At 67.9% G+C, this 24,148-nt stretch carries 17 protein-coding genes; 6 read left to right on the top strand and 11 right to left on the bottom strand.

The annotated features are described in order from the left end of the window. The first annotated feature begins 130 nt into the window (after positions 1-130). Positions 131-2,107, top strand: a complete 1,977-nt coding sequence (locus tag ACMX2H_RS12505; protein ID WP_414960808.1) for an APC family permease — start codon at positions 131-133, stop codon at positions 2,105-2,107. A gap of 54 nt (positions 2,108-2,161) precedes the next feature. On the opposite strand, the gene ACMX2H_RS12510 is transcribed toward ACMX2H_RS12505, so the two are convergent. The 7 genes from ACMX2H_RS12510 to ACMX2H_RS12540 all read right to left on the bottom strand — a co-directional run bounded on the left by ACMX2H_RS12510 (position 2,162) and on the right by ACMX2H_RS12540 (position 13,231). Beyond that, on the bottom strand, positions 2,162-2,836 hold the full coding sequence (locus ACMX2H_RS12510; RefSeq protein ID WP_136786770.1) for a response regulator: 675 nt from the start codon (positions 2,834-2,836) through the stop codon (positions 2,162-2,164). Continuing rightward, on the bottom strand, positions 2,833-4,332 hold the full coding sequence (locus ACMX2H_RS12515) for a sensor histidine kinase (RefSeq protein ID WP_414960809.1): 1,500 nt from the start codon (positions 4,330-4,332) through the stop codon (positions 2,833-2,835). Before ACMX2H_RS12515 ends, ACMX2H_RS12510 begins: the two co-directional genes overlap by 4 nt. A gap of 102 nt (positions 4,333-4,434) precedes the next feature. Then, positions 4,435-7,761: an ATP-binding protein gene (locus ACMX2H_RS12520; RefSeq protein WP_414960810.1), complete on the bottom strand. Its 3,327-nt coding sequence runs from the start codon at positions 7,759-7,761 to the stop codon at positions 4,435-4,437. A 2-nt stretch (positions 7,762-7,763) separates the two neighbouring features. Then, complete coding sequence (locus ACMX2H_RS12525; RefSeq protein WP_414960811.1) at positions 7,764-8,687, bottom strand: DUF4194 domain-containing protein; 924 nt, start codon at positions 8,685-8,687, stop codon at positions 7,764-7,766. Further along, positions 8,684-10,147, bottom strand: coding sequence for a DUF3375 domain-containing protein (locus ACMX2H_RS12530; protein ID WP_414960812.1), 1,464 nt, complete (start codon positions 10,145-10,147; stop codon positions 8,684-8,686). The genes ACMX2H_RS12525 and ACMX2H_RS12530 overlap by 4 nt, the downstream gene beginning before the upstream one ends. A gap of 128 nt (positions 10,148-10,275) precedes the next feature. After that, a complete protein-coding gene (locus ACMX2H_RS12535; protein ID WP_414960813.1) occupies positions 10,276-12,384 on the bottom strand; it encodes an acyl-CoA dehydrogenase family protein in 2,109 nt (702 codons plus the stop codon). Positions 12,385-12,460: 76 nt separating this feature from the next. Further along, positions 12,461-13,231, bottom strand: coding sequence for a TetR/AcrR family transcriptional regulator (locus tag ACMX2H_RS12540; RefSeq protein ID WP_414960814.1), 771 nt, complete (start codon positions 13,229-13,231; stop codon positions 12,461-12,463). Between the two features lie 80 nt (positions 13,232-13,311). On the opposite strand from ACMX2H_RS12540, the gene ACMX2H_RS12545 reads away from it, so the two are divergent. The 3 genes from ACMX2H_RS12545 to ACMX2H_RS12555 are packed head-to-tail and all read left to right on the top strand — an operon-like array spanning position 13,312 to position 16,892. Next, entirely contained in the window at positions 13,312-14,649 is a 1,338-nt protein-coding gene (locus ACMX2H_RS12545) for an acetyl-CoA C-acetyltransferase (protein ID WP_414960815.1), read from the top strand. Beyond that, a complete protein-coding gene (locus ACMX2H_RS12550; RefSeq protein ID WP_414960816.1) occupies positions 14,650-15,990 on the top strand; it encodes a 3-oxoacyl-ACP reductase in 1,341 nt (446 codons plus the stop codon). Further along, positions 15,987-16,892, top strand: a complete 906-nt coding sequence (locus tag ACMX2H_RS12555; RefSeq protein ID WP_414960817.1) for a MaoC family dehydratase — start codon at positions 15,987-15,989, stop codon at positions 16,890-16,892. The genes ACMX2H_RS12550 and ACMX2H_RS12555 overlap by 4 nt, the downstream gene beginning before the upstream one ends. Positions 16,893-16,932: 40 nt before the next feature. On the opposite strand, the gene ACMX2H_RS12560 is transcribed toward ACMX2H_RS12555, so the two are convergent. Further along, a complete protein-coding gene (locus tag ACMX2H_RS12560; RefSeq protein ID WP_414960830.1) occupies positions 16,933-18,189 on the bottom strand; it encodes an RNA polymerase sigma factor in 1,257 nt (418 codons plus the stop codon). A gap of 145 nt (positions 18,190-18,334) precedes the next feature. Continuing rightward, positions 18,335-18,778 (bottom strand): YciI family protein, encoded by a 444-nt coding sequence (locus tag ACMX2H_RS12565; protein WP_414960818.1) that lies wholly within the window; start codon positions 18,776-18,778, stop codon positions 18,335-18,337. 153 nt (positions 18,779-18,931) lie between these two features. On the opposite strand from ACMX2H_RS12565, the gene ACMX2H_RS12570 reads away from it, so the two are divergent. Together ACMX2H_RS12570 and ACMX2H_RS12575 are read left to right on the top strand one after the other, a co-directional pair. Next, the gene (locus tag ACMX2H_RS12570; RefSeq protein ID WP_414960819.1) at positions 18,932-20,161 is read left to right on the top strand and encodes a kynureninase; all 1,230 of its coding nucleotides are present in this window, start codon (positions 18,932-18,934) and stop codon (positions 20,159-20,161) included. 153 nt (positions 20,162-20,314) lie between these two features. Beyond that, on the top strand, positions 20,315-22,192 hold the full coding sequence (locus ACMX2H_RS12575) for an HNH endonuclease signature motif containing protein (RefSeq protein WP_414960820.1): 1,878 nt from the start codon (positions 20,315-20,317) through the stop codon (positions 22,190-22,192). 115 nt (positions 22,193-22,307) lie between these two features. Here ACMX2H_RS12575 and ACMX2H_RS12580 read toward each other — a convergent pair whose 3' ends face one another. Next, complete coding sequence (locus ACMX2H_RS12580; RefSeq protein ID WP_414960821.1) at positions 22,308-22,814, bottom strand: GNAT family N-acetyltransferase; 507 nt, start codon at positions 22,812-22,814, stop codon at positions 22,308-22,310. Between the two features lie 30 nt (positions 22,815-22,844). Beyond that, on the bottom strand, positions 22,845-24,077 hold the full coding sequence (gene mshA / locus ACMX2H_RS12585) for a D-inositol-3-phosphate glycosyltransferase (protein WP_414960822.1): 1,233 nt from the start codon (positions 24,075-24,077) through the stop codon (positions 22,845-22,847). Between the last annotated feature and the right edge of the window lie 71 nt (positions 24,078-24,148).

The following is a 24,148-nucleotide window of genomic DNA, read 5'->3' on the forward strand; positions in this document are numbered from 1 at the left end:
GCATCCGGGAGCCGGGGGGAATCCGCGGCGGCCGGTATCAAGAAGTTGTTAAGACTGCGTGCCGCCGGCCGGAACACGTTTACCGTGACAACGGGTCCTCAAAAGGGCCGTCTTGAAAGGGTTTCGTCCAATGACCACCTTGAGTTTGCCTCCTTTTGATCCGTCAGCGCCCAGGGCGCGTCCGGCAGTGCGGTTGCGGGCCTGGATGCTGCACGACCTGCCGGCCGCCAGCGGGGTGAAGCTTGGCCCGCACGGGACAGTGGATGCGCGTGAACACGGTCACCCGTGGTGGAAGGTGATGTGCTTGACCGGCGTGGACTACTTTTCAACGCTCGGTTACCAACCGGCCATTGCTGCACTGGCTGCCGGCGCCGTCTCGCCGCTGGCCACCATGCTGGTGGTCCTCGTGACTTTGTGCGGCGCGTTGCCCGTTTACCGTCGGGTGGCGGAGGAAAGTCCACACGGTTCCGGATCCATTGCCATGCTGGAACGGCTGTTGCCGCGCTGGCGGGGGAAACTGCTCGTGCTGGCGCTGCTGGGGTTCGTGGCGACGGACTTCATGATCACCATGACCTTGTCCGCCGCGGACGCCACCGCCCACCTGATCGAGAATCCGCTGCTGCCGCACTGGCTGGCAGGCCAGAATGTGGCGATCACGCTGGTTCTGTTGGGTGCCCTGACCGCGGTGTTTCTGCGCGGGTTCCGTGAAGCGATCGGAGTCGCCGTCGTCGTGGTCGGCGCCTATCTGGCACTAAACGCGGTCCTGGTGGCGGTGTGCCTGGCTGACGTGCTGACGCACCCGCTGGTGGTAGGCGACTGGTGGCAGGTGCTGACGGCGTCCTACGGCAATCCGCTGTTGATCGTCGCCGTCGTCCTGCTGGTCTTCCCCAAGCTCGCCCTGGGTCTGTCCGGGTTCGAGACCGGGGTGGCCGTCATGCCCCAGATCCGCGCCAGCAGCCAGGCGGACGGGGACCATTTGGCGGGCAGGATCCACGGGACCAGGCGGCTGCTAACCACCGCGGCGCTCATCATGAGCGGGTTCTTGATCTCGAGCAGTTTCGTGTCCATCCTGCTGATCCCGGCGCAGGAGTTCCAGCCCGGGGGAGCAGCCAACGGGCGGGCTTTGGCCTATCTGGCGCATGAGTTGATGGGACCGGTGTTTGGATCGGTGTATGACGCCAGCACCATCACCATCCTCTGGTTCGCCGGGGCGTCGGCAATGGCCGGTCTGCTCAATGTGGTGCCCCGGTATTTGCCCCGCTACGGTATGGCACCCGGGTGGACGAAGGCCTCACGCCCGTTGGTTTTGGTGTTTTGCGCCATCGCTTTTCTCGTCACGGTGGTCTTTGACGCCGACGTCGATGCGCAGGGCGGGGCCTATGCCACCGGTGTGCTGGTCCTGATCACGTCCGCCGCCGCGGCAGTCACGCTTTCGGCACGGTCTCGAGGCCAGCGACGGCTCGTTTGGGGTTTTGGGACGGTCACCGCGGCTTTCGTCTACACCACGGCAGCGAACATCGTGGAGCGGCCCGAAGGCATCCGCATCGCGTCACTGTTCATCCTTGGCATTGTGGTCATCTCCTTCATCTCGCGGACCAGGCGCTCGTTCGAGTTGCATGCCACCCACGTCCATTTCGACGAACGTGCGGTAGAGCTGATCGCCCAGTCCGACACAGGGCCGCTCCTGTTCATCGCCCATGAGCCGAAACGGCTGGACGCGGAGGCCTACCGCAAGAAGCTGGCAGCGGCCCGTGCGGTCAATAACCTGCCGGCCGACGAGGTGCCGGTGTTCCTGGAAGTCATCGTCGACGACTCCTCGGACTTCGAGACAGAATTGGAGGTGCACGGTGTGCGCCGCCACGGGTACGACATCCTTGAGGTCCACGGTCCCGTGGTGCCCAACACCATCGCCTCGGTGTTGCTGCACATCCGCGACATCACCGGGCTGATGCCGCATGTCTACTTCCGCTGGACGGAGGGCAACCCGATCAGCAACCTGCTGCGTTTCCTGGTCTTCGGCGAAGGGGAAATCGCTCCGGTCACCCGGGAAATCCTGCGTGAAGCCGTACCGGATGTGACCAACCGTCCCTGGGTGCATGTTGGCTAGCCGATGCCCGCGAACGCTGCCCGCAGGCCGTGCCCGCAGGCCGGCCGGTCCGGCTCAGGGATCGAATCGGTAGCCGAGCCCCGGCTCGGTGATCAGATGCTGCGGCCGGGCCGGGTCGGCTTCCAGCTTCCGGCGCAACTGCGCGATGTACACCCGCAAATACTGGGTTTCCTTGACGTAGGCGGGCCCCCACACGTGCTCCAGCACCTGCCGATGCGGCACCAGCCTGCCGGGCTGCCGGGTCAGCACCTCGAGGATCTTCCATTCCGTCGGTGTGAGTTTCACGGCGGCTCCCTGCTTCTCCGCCCGGCCCGCGGCAAAATTGAGGGTGAAGCCAGCAGCCTCCACCACGTCGTCCTGGGTACCGGCCTGGCCGCGGCGCAGCAGTGCCCGCAAGCGTGCGAGCAGTTCGTCCAGTCCGAACGGTTTTGTCACATAGTCGTCGGCGCCGGCATCCAGGGCGCTGACCTTTTGGGCGGAGGCGTGGCGCGCGGACAACACCAGGATCGGGGTCTGCGCGCCGGACCGGACACGGCGGATGATCTCGACCCCGTCCATGTCCGGCAATCCCAGATCGAGAACCAAGGCGTCGACCGGCCCCTCGGCCAGCGACGCCAGCGCGCTGCTGCCTGTGGGTGCGGCGACAACCGCATAGCCATTGGCCCGCAGCGCGAGCTGCAGCGCCCGCAGCAAGCGGCGCTCGTCTTCCACCACCAGGATGGTTGTCACCGTTCTTCCTGCCCTATGCCGCGGGCGTCGGAAGCTGCACGGGAACCGGCCAGCGGAAGGCGCAGCACCATCGTCAGCCCTCCGCCGGCGGTGCGTTCGGCGTGCAAGGTTCCGCCCATCGCTTCCGTCAAACCCCGGGCGACCGCCAGACCCAACCCAACGCCGGCATCTTCGCCCGAGTCGGTCATCCGTTGAAAGGGCTTGAACATCTCTTCCAGATCCTCAGGCAGCGGACCAGTTCCGGCGTCGATGATCCGCAACTCGCCGTGCGCACGGCCGCCTGCTGCTGGAAGTTCCCCCGCCTGCAGCGTGATGGCCGACGGGTGGGCGTGTCGGTCCGCGTTTTCAACCAGATTGGCAATCACCCGCTCCAACAGCCCGGCGTCTGCCTCGACCGGTGCGCAGTCCTCCGGAATGTGGAAGATCACCGACTCCGGCGGGACTCCACGCAGCGCCCCCGGTAGCACGTCTTCCCATTGGACCGGCCCCGGCATTGGCCCCACCGATCCGCTGCTGATGCGGGACATGTCCAACAGGTTCTCCACCAGCAGCCCCAACTGGTCGGCGTAGGCGTCGGTGGTCTGCAGGAGCTCACGCTGCTCTTCGGTGCTGAACGAACCGCCCTCGTGCAGCAGGCTACTGACCGAAAATTTGATGCCGGCCAACGGCGTGCGCAAATCATGGCTGACGGCCTGAAGGATCGAACCGCGCATCAGGTTGTCCTGGGCCAAGCGTTCGTTTTCGAGCCGGCTGACCATCAGCTGCTGGCGCGCACGCAATGCTGTGGCCTGGGCGGCGAAGGCCTTCAACAACTGGCCCTCATCTGCAGTCAGGCGGGGTCCGAGCAGGGCCATGACGGTGTTGTCATCCACTCGCTCGACGGTGTCGGCTGCGTCCGGAGAGCCTAGCTGCGGTCCGGCTCCGGCGAGCAGGAGCCAGCCGGAATCTTCGCCGGCACCCGTGTCGCCGCCGGCGGACCGCACGAACAGGGCGGCCGCATCGGCACTGAACACTTGGCGGGCCTGTTCCAACAGGCTCAACAGCGGGTCCTCGGTGGCGATCGCCACCCGGGTGAGCTCATTCAATGCTGAAGCCTCGGCGCCAGCGCGGCGGGCCCGTGCGGCCCGGCGGGCGGACACGTCCACAACCCAGGCCACGGCCCCGGCGACGGCGACAAAACAGACCAAAGCCACGGCCATGGCAGTGTCATGGATCAACAGCTGGCCGGTGGGCTCAGTCATGAAAAAGTTCAGCAGCAGGCTGCTCCATAGGGCGGCCAACAGCGCGGGCCAGATGCCGCCCACCAGCGCCACGCCGACAGTTCCGGTGAGCTGGACCAGCGACGCGGTGGTCAGATTGGCGTGCCACACCTGGAGCAGCAGGAACTGCAGGCCGGCGGGCAGCACAACGGCCAGCACCAGGCCGGCCACCACCCTCCGGACGCTCAGCGACCGGGGAGACGGCCAGCCGGGCATTCCCGTATTCACCTTCGACATGCCCTAGTCATACCACCGCGCCGTCCGGCAACGCCGGTTCCCGGGCGGAACGCATGATCGATGCGCCGTCGTCGTTCAGGCGCGTAGCCCCAGCCGGAGGGATCAGCGCAGGACGATGTCCACCGGTCGGGCGAGTGAACGGCCGCGTTCCAGGATGCCGGAGCGGTTTGCGGATTCGTCGCGCAGGACTTCCGTGACCGAGCCGAGGAAGCGGGCCAGGTCCACCTTGTCCTCCGGAGCCGCCAAGAGCAGCTGGAAACCGAACTCGTGCAGCGCGTTGATGCTGGCCTCGGCGAACGCCAGCGACGATTTCACAAACGCCTCGTCCATCATGACCGTGCCGAAGGTGCTGAAGCCCTGGCCGGCAATGCCAAGCTGGTAGGCCAGGGCGGAGGCCATGATGAACGCGGTGAAGCGCTGGCCCTCGCCGCCGGACATCAGGCTGGCCTGCAGGTTGGTGTACGCGCGGCCGTCCGCCAGCACGTTGGTGCAGGTGATGTCCACGTGCGACCGCACATCCAAGACCTCGGCACGCCAGCGGCGCTCGTCCTCCGACGCCAGCCGCTCAACGATGCGGTCCAGGGCCAGGTAGCGGGCGTCCATGTCATCGCCGGTCTGCCGCCGGCCCATGACCGGCAGCGCGTTCTTCAGGTCGGTCCGGAATTTGTGCGAGGCGTCCGGAACTGCGTTCGCAATCTCGATCTGCAGGTGGCTGTCCGCGTGATAGTTCACCCGCCGCAGGATCTGGTTCAGCGGCTGCAGTCGGGATGCGATGCTCCGGCGTTCTTCGTCCAGCAACTGCAGCAGGTCGCTGAAGCGTTCGTACGTGCGGTTGTTGAAGTACTCGCGGAACTCTGCCTCGCGCTGCGGCAGGCCTTCGCCCACTATGTCGTGGTAGCGGGCCTCATAGTCGGCGGCGGCGTCCAGTGAGGTCCCATAGTCCGACCCCCACTGCCGGTTGTACGACTCGAAGATCTTCACCAACTGGTTGCCGGCCTCCAGCTTGGTCCGTTCCAGCGTGCCGCGGGCCGTCAGCAGTTCGCGCTCCACCCTGGTACAGACATCGCCGAGGAACTCCAGGTCGGTCACTTCGCCATGCGGGGCGAACAATGCGCCAAGTTCGGACGCGAGTTCCTCGGTCAACGCTCCGGCAGGTTCGCCGCTGCCGGCCAAGCCGTCGCGGCGCTGGCGCGCGGCAGCCAGCCCGGTGGACAAGCGGGCGGCTTCGCCCTTGAGCACCCCGATCTTCTCCGTCGCGGCCGTGAGGTCCAGCTCCGCCGTTTCCAGTTCGAACCGCAACTGTTCGAGGTCCGTGTTGGCGTCCCTCGCCTGCTCCAAGCGTTCCGCCGCCGCAGCCACTGCTGCGGCATGTGCAGCGGCGGAGATCTCCTCCCAGCTCCGGGTGTCGGCAGCGACTGCTTTGGCCGCGGCCAGCCGCCGGCCAAGGTCCTGCTGCTCGCGGGCGCGTTCGGCCGATTCTGAATCCGCGGTGCCGTAGGTGTCCCGCAGTTCCAGCAGCCGGGTGGCGAGTGCGGCGATTTTGTCCCGGTTGTCGAAGCCCAGCAGGTGGTCGGAGGCCCCGGTGTGCCGGTCGTCCTTCTCGGTGGTGCTGCTGCTGCGCTTGACCGCACCGCCCAAGGTCACGCCGCGGGAGACACCGGCGAGCTGCTCCGGCCCCTCGACGCAGACGTAGTCGTAATGCGCGGTGATCTTGCGCCGGACCCACTGGCCCATCGCGGTGTCCTTGGTAACCAGCTTGGTGACCAGGTCGTCCGCCTCGGCCTCGGCCTTTCCGTCCAGCGGAGCGCTGACATCGATGATCCGCAGGAAGCCGCGGATATTGTGCTCGTTCAAGTACCGGGTGACGGCGTTCATCCGGTCGCCGGGCACCAGCAGCGCCGAAGCCAGGGAGCGGAGCGCGCGCTCGGCTGCCGGCCGCCAGCGGGCCTCGGCAGGGTCAAGATCGATCAGCTCGCCGGCGAAAGGCAGTTCCTCTTCGGTGATGCCGGTCGCGGCGCAGATCTGGCGCCGGCGTTCCAGGCTTTCCGGCCGGATGTTGCTGGTGCGGCGGCGGAAGGACTCAATTTCCTGCTCCAGTGCCCGGATCTGTCCCTTGAGGCTCCAGGCTTCGCCTTGGGCGTCGTTGCTGCGTTCCCGGACGGACTCGGCTTCTGCCAGCAGCTCCTTGACCAGCACCGCGGCACGGCTGCGCGCTGCCGCCAGCCCGCCGGGGCTGAAGTCGGCGTCCAGGCCCGCGGCCTCAGCTTCGGCCCGGAAGGAATCTTCGATCGACTGGCGGGCGCGCAGTTCGGACTGCGCTGCGGCCAGCTCGCGCTCCAAGGTGGCGACGGCGGCGCCGCCTTCGCTGCCGTACCGCGCGGAAAGCCGGGCCGTTTTCTCCTTGAGCGCGGCGCGTGCCGCTTCGGTCTCTGCCAGCTCCGCTGTTGCGGTGGCCGCCTGCGCGCCCAACAGCTCGATCTGCCGGTCCTGGCATTCCAGTGCCAGACGGCGCCGGTAGAGCGGCAGCGCGACGTCGGCCAAGAGGATGTTGCGATCCAGCTGCGACTGTGTCTCCTGCAGCAGCTGGTGCAGCCGCGGCACCGGAGCGAGCAGGTCGCGTTGCTGCCGGACCCGTTCCAGCTGCCGCCTGATGCTGCGCAGATGGCTGAAGTCCTGCACTGCTTCTTCGGCCGCCGCCAGCGTCCGCGGCGTATCCAACACGTGGTTGCGGAAGAAGTCGTTGACGGTGCCGCCCAGGCCCTTGCCGGTCTGCAGCGTGCGCAGCAGACCGAACGCCTTTTCCTGGTCGATGCCCAGCGCCTGCCGGAAACGTTCCGCGAAGGCCTTGTGCGAATCGAAGACCTGGCTGCCCGGCAGCAGCGCCTCCAGCGATGTTTTGCTGAACCGGCCCGCCATGCCGGACTCCAGGCGGGGGATGTCCAGCGGCTTGTTGTGCAGGACGTAGAAACGGCCCACATTGTGTTCGGTGCCGTTGGCCGGCAGGTCCAGCATCACCGAGAGGCTGGTGGTCTGGCCCAGCGCATTGTCGAAGGTCAGGCAGACCGCAGACCAGATGGCGCCGGGGCGCTGGTAGAACGTGGCGGTCTGCGAAGCATCTCCGTCGGCCGGAGTCGCACCCAGCCGCCCGCGCATGTAGCTGAACGCGGTACGCCGTTCCTCGGATGCATGGCCGGAGCTGGTCTGCGCGGCCTCATTCATTTTGGGCCGGGCGTCCAACACCTGCAGCATGCCGTCAAAGATGGTGGATTTGCCGACCCCGGAGCCGCCGGTCAAGAGCGTGCCGGCGCGGTCCACGCGAATGGTGTGGGCGCCGTCGAACGTGCCCCAGTTGACCAACTGCACGGACGTGAGCCGGTGCTGGCCCGGGTTAAGCAGCCCGTCCAGCGGCAGGATTGTCTCAATGCTCATGCTCAGGCCTCCCCGCCGTCGAAAGCCAACTGATCCGTTTCCGGCCCGCTGCCTGCCGGCAGGTCATCGCCGGCCAGCGAGTTGATCACCGCCGGGATGTCGCCGATGTTCTCGAACGGCAAGGCCAGCGGCAGCGCCGGCGAAATGACCCACACATCCGGAAGTTCGGTTGCCTGCAGCAGCCGGCGCTCGTTGACCAGCTTGCGCAACGAGGCGTCGGCCAGGTCCTCTACGTGCTTGGCATCGCGCTGCTCCGGATCCACGTAGTCCTGCAGCACATCGATGACGTCGGCCCGGCTGAGCAGTGGCTCGGTTCCGGTGCCGGCGTGACGGTCCTGCACCAGGCGCATACGCAGCAGCAGCAGCGTTTCTTCCCGGGTCATATCCCGCTGTCGCTGCAGGGCGGTGGTGTGCGGTTCGGCCATCGGTACCGGGCGCAGCATGGCAACCTTCCGGTCTTCGTCAATGACCAGTTGCAGGAACAGTTCGCTGAGCCGGGACGCCAGGATCCGCCGGTGTTCCACCACGGTGTCGTAGACGCGGTCCGTGGACGAGGCGTCCAGGTAGGGGCCGCGCAGCAGCCTGATCAGGGCCTGGCGCAGTTTCAGCGGCAGGGTGCCGGTATCGCCGTCGAACAATTCGGGCCCGTCCCGGACCTCGTCCCGGGCGGGCGCATCCGGTTCAGCCTGGTCCTCCAGCCCTTCCTGGTCGTCCAACCCCTCTTGGTCGTCCAACCCCTCTTGGTCGTCCAACCCCTCTTGGTTGTCCAGCCCGTCCTGGTCGTCCAGTCCGTCCTGGTCATCCAACCCAGCGTCCAGCCCGTCGTCCAGCCCGTCAGACTCCTGAAGCTCCGGGGATTCGTCCGGCCAGTCGCCGTCGGACGGGCCTCCGGCGGGTGCAACGCGGGCCTCGGTCATCTCGTTCATGATTCGGCAGCTTTCGTGAAGGTGACGGCGGGCAGCAGTGCGGTGCGTTCGCTGCCGTCGATCTGGATCAGGGTCACGGTGTCGGTGGCCTGCGGGTTCAGCGTGCCCCCGGAATTCAGCGCATGCTGGAGCAGCCACCGCAGACTGTTGAGGTGCCGGTGCTGCGGTTCCAACTCGGCATAGACCTCGGACAGCGACACCGGCCCGCGGGCCTCGACGGCGGTGCGCACGGCGTGGGCGAGGGTCGCCGCGTCCGCCTGCGGCGTACGGAGCGCGCGGTGGATATCCGCTTCGGTGAAGGCAGGCGGTTCCGGCAGCTTTGCCGGGGCCTGGTGGTCCTGCGGATCGTAGAGCCGGACCATGCTGACCGATTCAAAGCCGGAGCCGAAGAGTTCGGGTGCGGGAATCACGGCTCGGCGGCCCGGCAGGCTGCGCCGGGACTTGAGGATGGCGGCCTCGGCTGCCCGGATGGTCTGCCGCAGCTGGATCGATTCACGGACGTCGTCCGACTGCACGAAGGTGTGCATGCTCTCCGAGAGCCGCCCGTAGATGCGGTGGATCTCCGCCGATTGCGCCCGCAGTTGGGGCATCAGCCGCTGCAGCGCCCGCCGGTCCTCGGCCTCCAGCGCGCCGGCGAAGTCCCGCTCGAGCACCTCGGCGATGGCTTGCCGGAAGCGCTGCTGCTGCTCCTCGTCGTTCAGGAAGGCCGTGAAGCTCTCGTAGGTCCGGCCTTCGCTGGTGCCGCGCAGCCGCTTGTCCGCCTCGAGCACCTCGCCCATGGTGATGCCCTTGGTGGCGTTGGACTCCACAATCTCGGCGCGCAGGGTGTGGAGCATGAGCTCCAGGCCGTCGCGCATCCGCTTGAAATCGGCCGGCAGGCCGGCGGCCAGCGCCAAAACATCGCGGGCGGCCTCCACCGCGGTGGCGTCCGGCAGCGACGCCGGTGCTTCGCCGGCTTCCAGCGCGCGGATCTTTTCCTGGCGCTGGGCGATTTCGGCCTGGAGCACGGCGATTCGGGCCTCGGGGTCGGGGTCGGTCTCATGCGCCAGCGCTTCGACGCGGGTGAGCAGCGTGGCCAGCCGGGAGCTGTTCAAAGACGAGGAAGTCCCGGTCAGGCCGTCCAGGTACTCCAGGAACCGCACCGTGGTCTCGGTGGGTTCGTATACGAACCGGCCGTCCTCGCGCAGCCGGGACAGGTAGCGCCGGGCCACCCAGTCGTCGGCGTACTGGCGGGCAGACCAGTCCGCGCGCAGCTCCACCCCGGCCCGGCGCAGCTCGGCCAGGAACGAGTCGGTACTGCGGTGAAACTCTTCCAACGGCAGTTGCGGGCGGGAGCGGGTGAAAGCGGTCCTGAACAGCGCCGGCACCCATGGACTGGCGGAGGCGAGCTTAAGCCCGGGCGTGGCGGCCAGCGCCTGCAACTCCTGCCAGCGGGCAAGGGCATTCTGGGTGAAGGACATGGAAATGCTTTCCGCCCGCGGAAGGGAAGATCGGGCCCAGAAAATCTTAGCTGGTCCAGCTCCGCTCACGACGGCGGGCCCCGCCAAGGCGAGCCGTGTCGCCCAGGGGGAGCCCCGCCGTCGTTGTCCTAGTTCTTGGCTTCCAGCTTCTGCCGGTTCTTGCTGAGCTTCTGCTCTGCCTTGCGCCGGGCGATCAGCACCTTTTCGTCCACCGGGGCTTCGCCGCTGGCGCGCCGTGTGCGGGCGTACGCCATGGCTTCGTGCTGGCGTTCCTGCTCCGCGCCGCTGGCAATCTTCGCGCGCAGGTGCTCCGGGCCGTAGCCGAAGGCATCCACCAGGTCACGGGCGTGCGGGCGGAGCCGGGACAGCAGCCGGTTGATGTAGGTGCCGAGGATCCGGGCGCGCTGCGCCGACAGCCGGCCGTACATCAGGTACCAGCCCAGGTTCTTTTCCACCAGCGACAACCCGAAGAGGTCCCGCAGCCAGGTCAGCACCAGCCGGGTTCCCTTGTCCTCGATCTCGGCGATCGCGGCGCTAAAGGCTTCCCATTGCAGCAGTTCGGCGTGGGCGCGGGCCGCCTCGATCAGTTCATGCTGGTGCTCGTTGAACAGCGCCGCGGCTTCCTTTTGCGGAAGCCGGGTGGCGTTGCGCAACGCGCCGCCGATGCCAGCCACCATGGTGGAGACCCGGTCGGTGAGCAGCTGGCGCTGGGTTTCCGGATCCTTGAGGTAGTTGGCGCTCTTGCGCTCCGATCCGCTGTCCGCGAAGGTCTGGGCCACCTGGCGCAGCCCGGTGCGGTGCAGGGTGACGTCGGCCGCCTGGTGCGCCACCCAGCGGGCCATGACACCGAAGTCCGCATGACGGAATTCATTGGCGTAGTCCGCCAGCAGGCGCTTGGCAACCAACTGCAGCAGCACCGTGTTGTCGCCCTCGAACGTGGCGTAGATGTCCAGGTCGGCGCGCAGGGCGGCGAACCGGTTCTCAGCCAGGAAGCCGGCGCCGCCGGTCGCCTCGCGGCACTCCTGCAGCGTGTCCAGGGCGTGCCAGGTGCTGAGCGACTTCAGTGCCGCCGCCAGGGTCTCCAGATCCTGCCGGTCCTCGTCGGTGTCATGCGCACCGGAGAACACGTCGTCGAACTTCTGCAGCAGTTGTTCATGGGCGAACGACGCCGCGTAGGTGGTGGCCAGCCGGGGCAGCAGCCGGCGCTGGTGGCGCTGGTAGTCCAGCAGCACCTCTTCGGCCGTGTCCGAGGAGGCGTTGAACTGCCGCCGCTCGGTGGCGTAGCGGACGGCGATGGCCAGTGCCACCTTGCTGGCAGCCACCGCGGCGCCGTCCAACGAGACCCTGCCCTGCACCAGGGTGCCCAACATGGTGAAGAAGCGGCGGCCGGGGCTGGCGATGGGGGAGGAGTAGGTGCCGTCTTCGGCCACGTCGCCGTACCGATTCAGCAAGTTGGTGCGCGGAATCCGGACCTGGTCGAAGTGCAGCCGTCCGTTGTCGATGCCGTTCAGGCCGCCCTTGTACCCGTCGTCCTCGCCGCCGATGCCGGGCAGGAAAGCGCGCTGCTCGTCCCGGATGGGGACGTAGAACGCATGGACGCCGTGGTCCACCCCGCGGGTGATCAGGTGGGCGAACACCACCGCGGCGAGGCCGTCGTTGGCGGCGTTGCCCAGGTAGTCTTTCCACGCTGCGCGGAACGGGGTGTGGACGACGAATTCCTGCGTTGCCGGGTCGTAGGTGGCGGTGGTGGCGATGCTGGCAACGTCTGATCCGTGGCCGGTCTCGGTCATGGCGAAAGCGCCGGGCGTCTTCAGGCTCATGATGTCCGGCAGCCAGCGGTCGTGGTGCTCCCGGGTGCCCAGATGCAGCACAGCGGCGCCGAACAGGCCCCACTGCACGCCGGCCTTGATCTGCAGCGAGGGATCGGCGGTGACCAGTTCCTCGAAACCGGCGATGTTGCCGCCGTGGTTGTCCTCGCCGCCCAGCCGCCGCGGGAACGCGCGGTGCACGGCCCCGGCGTCCACCAGGTACTTCAACTGGCCCACCACCCGTTCGCGGTGCTCATCCATCGGCAGTCCGTCGATCCGGTGGAGCTCCGGTTGGCCGGCGAGGTCACGGGCCGCTTTGCGGACCTCGGCCCAGCGGCCCAGCAGAGCTTCGCCGAGCCCGGCCACGTCAACGGTAGCGCCGCTGTCTTCAACCGGTTCCGGCGTTTCGGCAGTGGGGGTGTACGTCATCGGGGTTCCTTCGGTGGTCACGGATAGGGTCGGATGGTCAAAGTGGCTGCAACGGTACCGGCGGCAGCATCGCAGCTCAGTGTGCGGAATGGCCGGCTGCTGCCGGGGGACCGGACGCCGCTGTCGGCTCCGTCCGGCCGGGAGCCACTCCGCGGAGCAGCCATTGGGTGAGCATGGTGGTCATCAGCTCCCGGCTTGGTTTGCTGCCGTCATCGGGTGCGGCAAGCCAGCGTTCGCCGGCGGCGCGCACCATGCCGATGGCGGCCCGCGGCCAGTAGGATGCCGCGGCCAGTTCCGCGGCGCTGTCCGCGGAGGCGCTCAGGTGACCGCGCAGCGGGGCTTCGATCATCGCCGTCACGTTGGCGAAGAAATCGTGCAGCACTGCGGAGCTGCCGGTCTCCGGGGCAGCAGCGGGCGGCGCTGGTTCGCCGTGCAGCGGTTGCGGAACCGACGGGTCAAAGGGTGCATCCCGGGTGACGAACGCGTACACGTGCGGCGAGGATTCCGCCATCTGCAGGTAGACGGAGACCATGGCGGTCAGGCCTTCCTGCGGTGTGGTCGCACTGGCAGCGGCTTCCTGCAGCCTGGCCTGCATGCGGCCCACCACCACCTCGCCCATGGCCTGCTGCAGCCCTGCCTTGTCGCCAAAGTAGCGGTAGAAAACCGGCTTCGAAGTCCCGGCAGCCGCTGCGATGTCCTCCATCGAAGCGTCGGGGCCCAGCCGGTGCACGGCATGGCGGGCAGCACGGATCAGTTCCCGGCGGCGTTCGGTCCGGTGGCGGTCCCAGCGGGCGGAGCGGCCGTCGGGCCCGGGCGAAGCCGCGGGGCGGACTGTGGCGCTATTCACGTTACCCAGCGTATCAGGTACGCTTGGTAACGGTAACTGACTTCGATCCGACCTGCACCCGATTCACGAGGAGAGCCTTCATGGCCGCTTCACCCGACGCCACCGGCACCCGTCCCGCCACCGTCCTGCGCAAGGCAGTCGTCATCGGCGGCAACCGCATTCCATTTGCCCGGTCCAACGGGGCCTACACCCAGGCCAGCAACCAGGACATGCTGACGGCAGCATTGGACGGCCTGGTGGCGCGCTTCGGACTGCAGGACGAACGGATCGGCGAGGTGGCCGCCGGCGCTGTATTGAAGCACTCCCGCGATTTCAACCTCACCCGTGAAGCGGTCATCGGTTCCGCGCTGTCTCCGGAAACGCCCGCCTATGACCTGCAGCAGGCCTGTGCCACCGGCTTGGAAACCGTGGTGGGTCTGGCCAACAAGATCAAGCTCGGCCAGATCGAATCCGCCATCGCCGGCGGCGTGGATTCCGCCTCGGATGCGCCGATCGCCGTCAGCGAGGGGCTCCGGGCGGTGCTGCTGGAATTGAACCGCGCCAAATCGGTGCAGCAGAAGCTCACCGCTCTGGCCAAACTGCGTCCCAAGGATCTGGCGCCCAACGCGCCCGGTACTGCCGAACCGCGCACCGGCCTGTCGATGGGGGAGCATCAGGCTCTCACCACGGCGGCGTGGAACGTGAGCCGCGGGGCGCAGGATGAACTGGCGTTGGCAAGCCACCGCAACCTGGCGGCCGCCTATGAGCGCGGGTTCTTCGACGACCTGATGACGCCGTACCGCGGCCTGGCCAAGGACTCCAACCTGCGGGCGGACACCACGCTGGAGAAACTGGCCAAGCTGCAGCCCGTCTTTGGCAAGAACCTGGGTGCCGAGGCGACGATGACCGCCGGCAACTCCACCCCGCTGACCGACGGCGCCTCCACCGTGCTGCTCGGCTCGGAGGATTATGCGCGGCGCAATGACCTTCCGGTGCTGGCCGAAGTCGTCGACTCCGAAGCCGCGGCCGTTGATTTTGTGCACGGCAAGGAGGGCCTGCTGATGGCGCCGGCCTACGCCGTGCCGCGGTTGTTGGCCCGGCAGGGCCTGACCTTTGCCGACTTCGACTATTTCGAGATCCATGAAGCCTTCGCCGGGACGGTGCTGTGCCATCTGGCGGCCTGGGAGAGCGAAGAGTTCTGCCGGAACAAGCTGGGCCTGCAGAAGCCGCTGGGCCCGATCGACCGGACCCGGCTGAACGTCAACGGGTCGTCGCTGGCCACCGGACACCCGTTCGCCGCCACCGGCGGCCGGCTGGTCGCCAGCCTCGCCAAGATGCTGCGCGAAAAGGCCGACGCCGAGTCCCGCGGCACCCGCGGCCTGATCTCCGTGTGCGCCGCCGGTGGCATGGGCGTGGTAGCCATTCTGGAGGCAAACTAAATGGCGGACCGCTACCTGGACCTGGTCAACGCCGGGCCGTTGAAAAGCCTGGCCAAGAAACTGGGACTGCCCCAGCCAGCCGTGCTGCGCCGCTACCGGCCGGGCACACCGTTGCTGCCCGGGCCCGTCCTGGTGCTGGGCTCCGGGGCCGGCGCCGACGTGCTGGCCAAGGAAATGCTCGGCTGGGATCTGGATGTCCGACGGCACGTGGCGCCGAAGGAACGGCTCGGCGGCATAGTGCTGGTGCTCGACGAACTTGAGTCGCCGGAAGAACTCTCGGACCCGATGCTCACCGCAGGCGCCAGCCTGCGTGCCCTGGCTCCTGGCGGCCGGGTCGTCACGGTCTCGCGCCCCGCTTCCGGCACCGGCGAGCCCGCCCGAGCCGCCGCCCGCCAGGCGGTGGACGGTGCCCTGCGGTCGCTGGCCCATGAGCTGCGCGGCGGAGCCACCGGCAACGGGATCCTGCTGAGCGAGGGCGTGGATGCCGGCGCTCCTGCCGTCCTCGGGGCCCTGCGCTTCCTGCTCTCCGGCCGAAGCGCCTACGTCAACGGGCAGTTCCTGGCGGTTGGCGTAGGCGCTGCCGCGCTGCCGGCGGAGCCGGACCGTCCGCTGGCTGGCAAGGTCGCCGTCGTTACCGGTGCCGCCCGCGGGATCGGGGCAGCCATCGCCGAGACCCTGCACCGTGACGGCGCCAAGGTCATCGCCGTCGACGTTCCCGCAGCCGGGGAACAGTTGGCCCACCTGGCCAACCGGGTGGGTGCCACCGCCCTGCAACTGGACATCACCGCGCCGGACGCCGGCGAGAAGATCGCCGCGCATGCGGCGGAGCGGAACCACGGGCTGGATATTGTGGTGCACAATGCCGGCATCACCAGGGACAAACTGCTCGCCAACATGGACCAGGCAAAATGGGACTCGGTGATCGCGGTCAATCTCTCCTCCCAGCTGAGGATGAACGAGCAACTGCTGGCCTCGGGCGTCCTCCGCGAAGCTCCGCGGGTGGTGTCGCTGGCCTCCACCAGCGGAATCGCCGGCAACCGCGGGCAGACCAATTACGCCGCCTCCAAGGCAGGCATCATCGGCATGGTCCGCGCATCGGCGGCCGCCTTTGCCGACGCCGGCGGCAGCATCAACGCTGTGGCCCCCGGCTTCATCGAGACGGACATGACCGCACGGATGCCGTTCCTGACCCGCGAGGTGGCACGCAGGCTGTCCTCGCTGCAGCAGGGCGGCAGGCCGCTGGACGTGGCCGAAGCCGTTGCCTTCCTGGCCAGCGATGCCGCGGGCGGGATCAACGGCCAGACGCTGCGCGTCTGCGGCCAGAGCATGGTGGGCGCATGAGCGAGGTCATCCTGGGGGAGATGCCCACGCTCTCCCGGCTGTACCTGACGGCAGCGTCCACAGCGGCGCGGCACAAGCTCGGCGTCGGCCAGCAGACCGAGCAGCTCCCCGCGGTGCGGCACACCGTTGACGGCGTGCACATCGCCCCGGAACGGGTCAGCGGCTTCCAGCAACTGATGCACGGCACCGTGCGGGACACCTTGCCCTCGGTGTTCCTGCACTCCGTTGCCTTTCCGGTGGCGATGAGCGTGATGACACGGCAGGACTTCCCGCTCCCGCTGCTGGGCATGGTGCACCTGGCCAACCGGGTGAACCACCTGCGGCCGGTCCACTTCACCGAACCATTGACGGTGACGGCCTGGGCCGAAGGCCTGCGCGGCCACCACGCCGGCACCCAGGTGGAACTTCACACCCGGATCGAGGCCGGAGGCGAAACCGTGTGGGAGGGCGTCTCGGACTATCTGGCCAAGGCGGTGTACCTGCCCGGCCTGGACAAGGCCTTCAGGCCGGAACGCACCGATTTCATCCCGCCGCAGCCGACGGCACGGTGGCGCCTGGGACCCGAGGCGGGCCGTGAGTACGCGGGTGTATCCGGCGACTTCAACCCCATCCACTTGAGCGCGGTATCGGCCAAGATGCTGGGGCTCAAGCGGTCCATCGCGCACGGCATGTATCTGGCATCGCGGGTACTGACCAGCGTGGAGGCCACGGCCAGCGAACCTTTCAGCTGGCGCATCGACTTCGCTGCTCCGGTCTTCCTCCCCGCCACGGTGGCCGTACGGATCCATGACACGGAACGAAACGGGTCGTGGGAATCATCCGAGTTCTCCGGCTGGGGAGAGCGCAGCCACCGGCTTCACTTCACCGGCAGCGTCAACACCCTCTCAGCGGAAGACAGCTAGCGCACGATCCGTGCAAGCGCCGGTTCAGCGCACCAACAACTCAGGTGGCGGCCGCCTTGCGTTCGAGTACTTCGCGTTCACGGTCGTTCCTGGCCAGGGCGGCTGCGGCGGCGAACTCGGCCCGCGCCTCGTGCGACCGGCCGAGCCGGGCCAACAGCTCGGCCCGGACGCTGGGCAGCAGATGCGATCCGGGCAGCGCCCCCGCCGAAGCCAGGTCATCGACGATGGCCAGTGCCGTGGCCGGCCCGGTGGCCATGGAGACGGCCACGGCCCGGTTGAGTTCGACCACCGGGCTGGGCGCAATCCGTCCGAGCGCCTCATAGAGCAGCACGATCTGCGCCCAGTCGGTTCGTTCGACGCTGGGCGCCACCGCATGGCACTCGGCGATGGCCGCCTGCAGCGCATAGCTGCCGCGACCGCGGCCCAGCCGGTCCGCCCGCGCCAGCGCGGCGCGGCCACGGCCTATCTGGGCACGGTCCCACCGGGTGCGGTCCTGATCGGCCAACAGGACGGGGGTGCCGTCCGGCCGCGTGCGGGCGCCGAAGCGCGATGCCTGCAGTTCCATCAAGGCAACCAGTGCGTGCGCCTCGGGTTCCCGGGGCACCAGCGACACCAGGACCCGCCCGATCCGCAGGGCCTCGCCGGCCAGGTCCGGCCGGATCCAGCGTTCCCCGGAGGTGGCAGCATAGCCTTCGGTAAACATCAGGTAGATCACCCGCAGCACGCCGCCTAGCCGCGGTCCCCATTCATTCGGTTCCGGCACCTCGAACGGGACCTTCGCTGCGGCCAGGGTTTTCTTGGCGCGGACAATGCGCTGCTGGACGGTGGCCACCGGGAGCACAAAGAGCCGGGCAATTTCCTCGCTGGACAGGCCGCCGACAATCCGCAGGGTCAGCGACACTTGCGCCTCCCGGGAGAGCACGGGGTGGCAGGCGGTGAAGACCAGCCGCAGCACGTCGTCGGGAACCGGGTCCCAGCCTGGGGCGTCTTCGTCCTGCAGCCCGCGGGCCAGCTCCTGGTAGCGCTCGTCCAGGCGGTCGGCCCTCCGCCAGCCATCAATGGCTTTGCGCTTGGCCACCGCGGTCAGCCAGGCGGCGGGATTGCGCGGCGCGCCGGCGTCTGGCCATTGGCGCAGCGCATCGGCGACGGCTTCCTGCGCCAGGTCCTCGGCAACCCCCACGTCCCCGGTGGCCCGGGCCAGCGCTGCGACGATCCGGGCACCTTCGATGCGCCACACGGCATCCAGACGGCGCCTGACCGCAGCTGCCCGCTCGGTCGCGGCCTCCCGCTCGAGCACTGCCGAGCGCTCAGTCGCAGCCTCCCGCTCGAGCACTGCCGAGCGTTCGGTTGTCGCCGAGCGATCGGCAGCCTCCTCCCGCTCGGCAGCCTCGGCCCGCGCCTTCTCCGTCCCTGCCACGGCTGACCCTCCCGCCGCGCGGATGCTAGGCGTTCTCCGCGCGCAGTTTCGCTTCTTGTTCCCGCCAGCCCTCCTCCTTCTGGATGTATTCGTTGTCGGAGAACTCAGCGAAGTCTGCGGCCTCGGTCACGCGGCGCACCTCCAGCTTGGAGCCGGGGCCCAGCGGGCAGCGGCTCGCCCACTCCGCAGCTTCTTCCTTGGACGACACCTGGACAATCCAGAAGCCATTGAACAGCTCATGGGTTTCGCCGTACGGGCCGTCGGTGACGATCGGCGGCTCTTCCGAGAAGTCAACGACGAAGGCGCTGCCGTCGGACAGGTCCGCCAACCCTTCACCGGCGAGCAAGATGCCGGCATTGATCATGGACTCGTTGTACGCGCCCATCTTGTTGATCACTTCTTCGAACGGCGTGGACTTGTAAGCCTCGACGGCTTCGTCGGTGGAACGCATGATGAACATGTACTTCACGGCTTTTCTCCTTTGTGAACGAGGACGCGGTATGCGCCTTCTACTATGCCGTCGAACGGCGGAAGTGGATATCGACAGCACCGGAAAACTTTTTTCGGATTCACGGTGCCCGGCTTCGCGCCCGGCCATGCCCGCCGCCCTTATGCTGGCCGTATGACCACCGATGCTCAGCTTGCCGACCGCGCCCGGACGCTCGATGCCGCCGACCCGCTGGCGGGATACCGCACCCGGTTTGTGGGCCACGACGACGAATCTGTCACCGCCTATCTGGACGGCAATTCGCTAGGCCGGCCGCTGGCCGCCAGTGTGGACCGGGTCCGCGAGGTGATGCTGCAACAGTGGGGCGGACGGCTGATCAGGGCCTGGGACGAGGGCTGGCTGGCGCTGCCCGAACGGGTCGGCGATGAATTGGGCCGCGTGGTGCTCGGCGCAGCCCCCGGCCAATGCGTGGTGGCCGACTCCACCACTGTGCTGCTCTACAAGTTGGCGCGGGCCGCGATTGCAGTCCGCCCCGGCCGGACCCGCATCCTGGTGGACCGGGACAATTTTCCGTCCGACCGCTTCATCGTGGAGGGCATTGCTGCCGAATGCGGCCTGCAGTTGGACTGGCTCGAACCGCCGCATGGCGGGGGAGTCACCGCGGACGCCGTGCGCGCCGCCGTCGGGCCCGACACCGCGCTGGTGTTGCTCAGCCATGTGGCCTACCGCTCCGGATACATTGCGGACATTCCCGCCATCACCACCGTGGCGCACGACGCCGGTGCCCTGGTTTTGTGGGATCTGTGCCATTCCGCCGGGGTGCTGCCCGTGGAACTGGATGCGTGGGGCGTTGACCTGGCCGCAGGCTGCAGCTACAAGTATCTAAACGGCGGCCCCGGCGCGCCCGCTTGGGCCTATGTGCGGACAGAACACCAGCACTTCCGGCAGCCGATCCAGGGCTGGCTGGGCAGCAGCGAACCGTTCGAGATGGGCCAGGGCTACGAACCCGCCGGCGGTATCCGCCGGTTCACCTCCGGGACGCCGCCGATTATCGGGATGACGGCCATGCAGGACATGATCGCGCTGATCGATGAGGCCGGCCTGGCCGCCGTCCGGGACAAGTCCGTCGCCTTGACCGAATTCGCCATCGAAGCCGTGCAGGCCAGCCTGGCCGACTTCGGCGTCGTCGTCGCCTCGCCGCTGAATCCGGCCGAGCGCGGAGGACACGTCACGATCGACCATCCGGCGTTCAAACACGTCACGGCCCGGCTCTGGGAACAAGGCGTGATCCCGGACTTCCGTGAACCGGACGGTATCCGACTGGGGCTCTCGCCGCTGTCCACCAGTTTTGCGGAAGTCTGGCGCGGCATCGCGGCGATTCGCGCCGAGCTGGAAAAGGCCTGATCCCCTCCGTGGATCCTGGTGGGAGGTCCCGGTGGGAGATCCCCCAAGGAAATTATCGGCTGAGCCGACGGACTTCTTCGTTCGCCTTTCGTAGAACTGAAATTCGACTACAATACTATTGTATCCGAAAGCATCTTCTAGTAAAATAGGGGAATGGCACCCGCACCGTTGCAGCCCGACGAGCCAGACTACTCCGGCCATGGCATCGGGCCGGCCGCGCGGCAGGAGCGGCAGGCATCTGGCGGTTCGCAGGCTGAGCCTGCAGGTGGCGCTGCCGCCGGGGCGCCGGGGGCGGCCCCGGCCCGCATTTATACCGCCATGCAGGAGTTTGACGGGGACGGGATTCCGGTTGACCCGGATCCGGGCTGGCTGTCGGGTCGCTGGGATGATTCTCCGGAAGCGGCACAGTACTGGGCGGATCTGGAAGCATCATTGGCTGCTTGCCTGGATGTGCCGTGTGTGGATCCACTGAACGGGTTGCTGCCGAGGGAGTTTTTCGACGACGCATCTTGCGACCGGCCCAACGATGCAGACCACCCCGCGCGGACAGCTTTCGCCGATGCGGAAGGCGCAACCGGCGCGACCGGGCCAGACGCCGCGCGCAAGCTTAACGGCCTTGAACTGCTGGGTGTGGTGGGCCGGCAGGAGCCTGCCCTGATGGTTTACGAGGAGGCTGCCTTCGCGCTGGTCCAGACCGGGCGGGCGCTGGCGTGGCTGGAAGCGCACAAGTTCAGCCTGCTCAATGCCCTCTACCTGCAGGCGCTGGACAGCCAGGAAGACGCTTGGGCCACCCCCTACGAACCGGAAGGGCGTCGTCCGAACGGCCACGATGCGGAATCTTCGGTGGTGGATGAGGCCGCGCACGCGCTGCGACTTCCGCGGAGGACAGCACAGGACAAGATCGCGTTGGCACTCAAGCTCCACGGACCTTTTCGCAACACGCTGGCGGCCCTGTCTGCCGGGGATACGAGTGCCGGGATTGCCGAGGCACTGGTGGATCAAGCCGGTTCATTGCCTGAGGATGCACGCACCGACTTCGAAGCCGTCATGCTGCCGGCCGCGACGGAGGACGCGATGACCCGGTCCAAGTTTGCGGCCCGCGCCCGGACGCGGCGCGAGCGGGAACACCCCGAATCGATCGCCGTCCGCCATGCCAAAGCGCGCCGGGACCGTCGGATCGAGCTGCTTCCGGACGAGGACGGCATGGCCTGGCTGAACGCATATCTGCCGGCCGAGGAAGCGGTCGCGGCGTTCAACCGGATCCAGTCCACCGCCATTTCATTACAGGACGCCGAGGAGTCCCGGACACTGACCCAGTTGCGGGCGGATGTTTTCTCCGACTTGCTGCTGACCGGCATTTCACCAGGGCCGAGGATGGGCAAACCGGGCCCGAGGATCGCCGCACATGCCAGCCTCACCGTTCCGGCGCTGACGCTGCTGGGACTCGGTGACGAACCAGCCGAGCTCGACGGGTACGGTCCGATTGCCCCCGATGTGGCCCGCCGGCTGGCAGGCGATGGGACATCCTTCACACGAATCCTGACCGACCCGATCAACGGTGCCGTGCTCGCGCTCGAGCGCAAACAATACCGGCCCACCAGGGCGCAGCGCCGGTTCCTTCGCACCAGGGACCGGACCTGTCGGGCTCCGGGCTGCAACAGGGCCGCTGAACACTGCGAAATAGATCATGTCCACGCCTACTCGAAGGGCGGGAAGACTGATGTCGACTGCATGTGTTGTTTCTGCAAGGTCCACCACGGTTTGAAGACTGCGGGGTACGCGAAGGCAGGCCAACCGGTCCCCGGCACCATCGACTGGACTACCGCAGCCGGCCTTACCTACAGCACTTCGGCAGACCCGCTCGCGGTCACCCCGCCGGGGGAGCTCGCCGACATCCTCGAACGGCACGAAATCAGCGTCCTGAACGAACGGCTCAAAGACGCTTGGCGAAAGCACCAAGCTGCCCATCCACCCACACCACATGCCGTCCACAACGGAATCGCCACGGACCTCACACCGCCACCGTTCTGACCCAACCGTTCTGACGCAGCGCAGGCGCTGGTTCGTAACGACAGTCCGGCCAGACTATGGCTTCACAGCACCGCGCGCGCCGGCGCTCGGTGACTTCCGCGGAGGCGGGTCGCACTCAGGGTTGGCGACGGACCATCCGGATCTCGTGCAGGCCGTCCCATGGGCCGGTCAGTGCCTCGCGGCGTCCGTCGGCAGCGAAGCCGTGCTTGCGGAAGAACGCCTGGGCGCGGGGATTGTCCTCGAGGACCCAGAGCAGCGCCGGATTGCCACCGATCGCCGCCTCCAGCAGCTGCTGCCCCAGCGCGGTGCCGTAGGCCCGCTCCAGCACGTAGAGCATCTGCAGTTCGTACGGGACGCCGGTGTCGCCGTCGTCGTCCTGAGTGGGGCCGGCGCCGGCACACCCGATAATCCGGCCGGACGGATCCTCGGCTATCCACAACTCCGCGCCCGCGGCCAAGCCGCGAGACCACCAGTCGATCTGTTGCTCCCGCTGCGCGGCTTCGGCGGCAAAGAAGGATGCGGGACGTTGTGTGGCATAGGTTTCCCGCCAGGCAGCCAACTTCATGTCCAGGGTTGCGGGAACATCATGGCTGGTGGCGCGGCGGACGCAGTAAGTTGGCACCTATGAATCCTAGCGGTGCGTGAGCATCCGTCAGCGGCGGAAGTGGTCCACCGCCAGCTGGTAGCTGTGCGCCGTCAGCGCCGCGGTCTGCTCCCAGCCGAACGACGAGGCGTGCACGGCGGCGTTGACGCCCAGTCGCTGGCGGAACTCGGGGTAGTCGTGCAGTTCGCGCAGCGCACCGGCCCACCGGGCAGGATCGTGTCCATCCACCAACAGCCCGGTGAGCCCGTGGCTGACCGCCACCGGCAACCCGCCCACGTTGGTGGCGACCACCGGTGTGCCGCAGGCCTGCGCTTCCAGGGCCACCAGCCCGAACGATTCGCTGAAGGACGGGACCGCCACCACATCGGCGCTGCGGAAGGTGGCTGCCAGTTCGGCCGGCTCCACCGGCGGAGAGAGCGCCACGACGTCTTCCAGCCCCAGTTCCCTGGCCAGCGCGGGCAGGTCCAGTTCGGCGGCTCCGCTGGCCTCGCCTATGATGGAAATCCGCAGCCGAATGTCCGGCGATTCGCGGCGCAGTTCCGCCGCCGCGGCCAGCAGCACCTGAGGGCCCTTGAGGGCCTGGATCCGGCCGGCGAACACCAGATGGAAGGTATCCGGGTCCAGCCCGGCTGCCGCCCGGTCCCGCTGCCGGTCCTCGGGCCGGAAGGTCCGCAGATCCACGCCGGGCGGGATCACGTCCACCGTCCCCTCTTCCGCCCCGTAGAGATCCACCAGCTCGGAAGCTTCATTCAGCGTATTGGCAATCAGCCGGCCGGCGCCGGAGGCAATGGCCTGTTCGCCGCGGACCCGGGTTTCCGGCTCGGCTGCCTCGCCGGGCTGCAGGTGCAGGTTCTTGACCAGCCCCATGGTGTGCATCGAATGCACCAGCGGAATCCGCCAGTCCCGCTGCAGGCGCAGTCCCACCGCACCTGAGAGCCAGTAGTGCGAGTGCAGCACGTCATACCTGGCCCCGTCCCGCTGCGTGAAATGCCGCAGTGATGCTTCCAGCGCAGCCAGCCGCAGCGGCACTTCCTCCTTGGCCACGGTGTCCGCCGGCGCCCCGTCCAAATGGATCACCCGCACCCCTTCACGCGGATGCTCCACCGGTTCCTGACCGTCATGTTGGGAGCGGGTGAAAACGTCGACGGCGGTGCCCAGCGCTGCCTGTTCCCTCGCCAACGCGCGGATATAGACGTTCATGCCGCCGGCATCGCCGCCGCCGGGCCGGGCCAGCGGCGAGGTATGCAGCGAGAGCACGGCGATGCGCTCCGCGCCGACCATGCTCCACCTCCGTGCCCGTGTGCCCGGCCGGTACCTCACCAGCCGGGGGAAACCGGCGTGCTGCCGATTTT

The sequence above is a fragment of the Arthrobacter sulfonylureivorans genome (genome assembly GCF_047607445.1).
Taxonomy (GTDB): domain Bacteria; phylum Actinomycetota; class Actinomycetes; order Actinomycetales; family Micrococcaceae; genus Crystallibacter; species Crystallibacter sulfonylureivorans_A.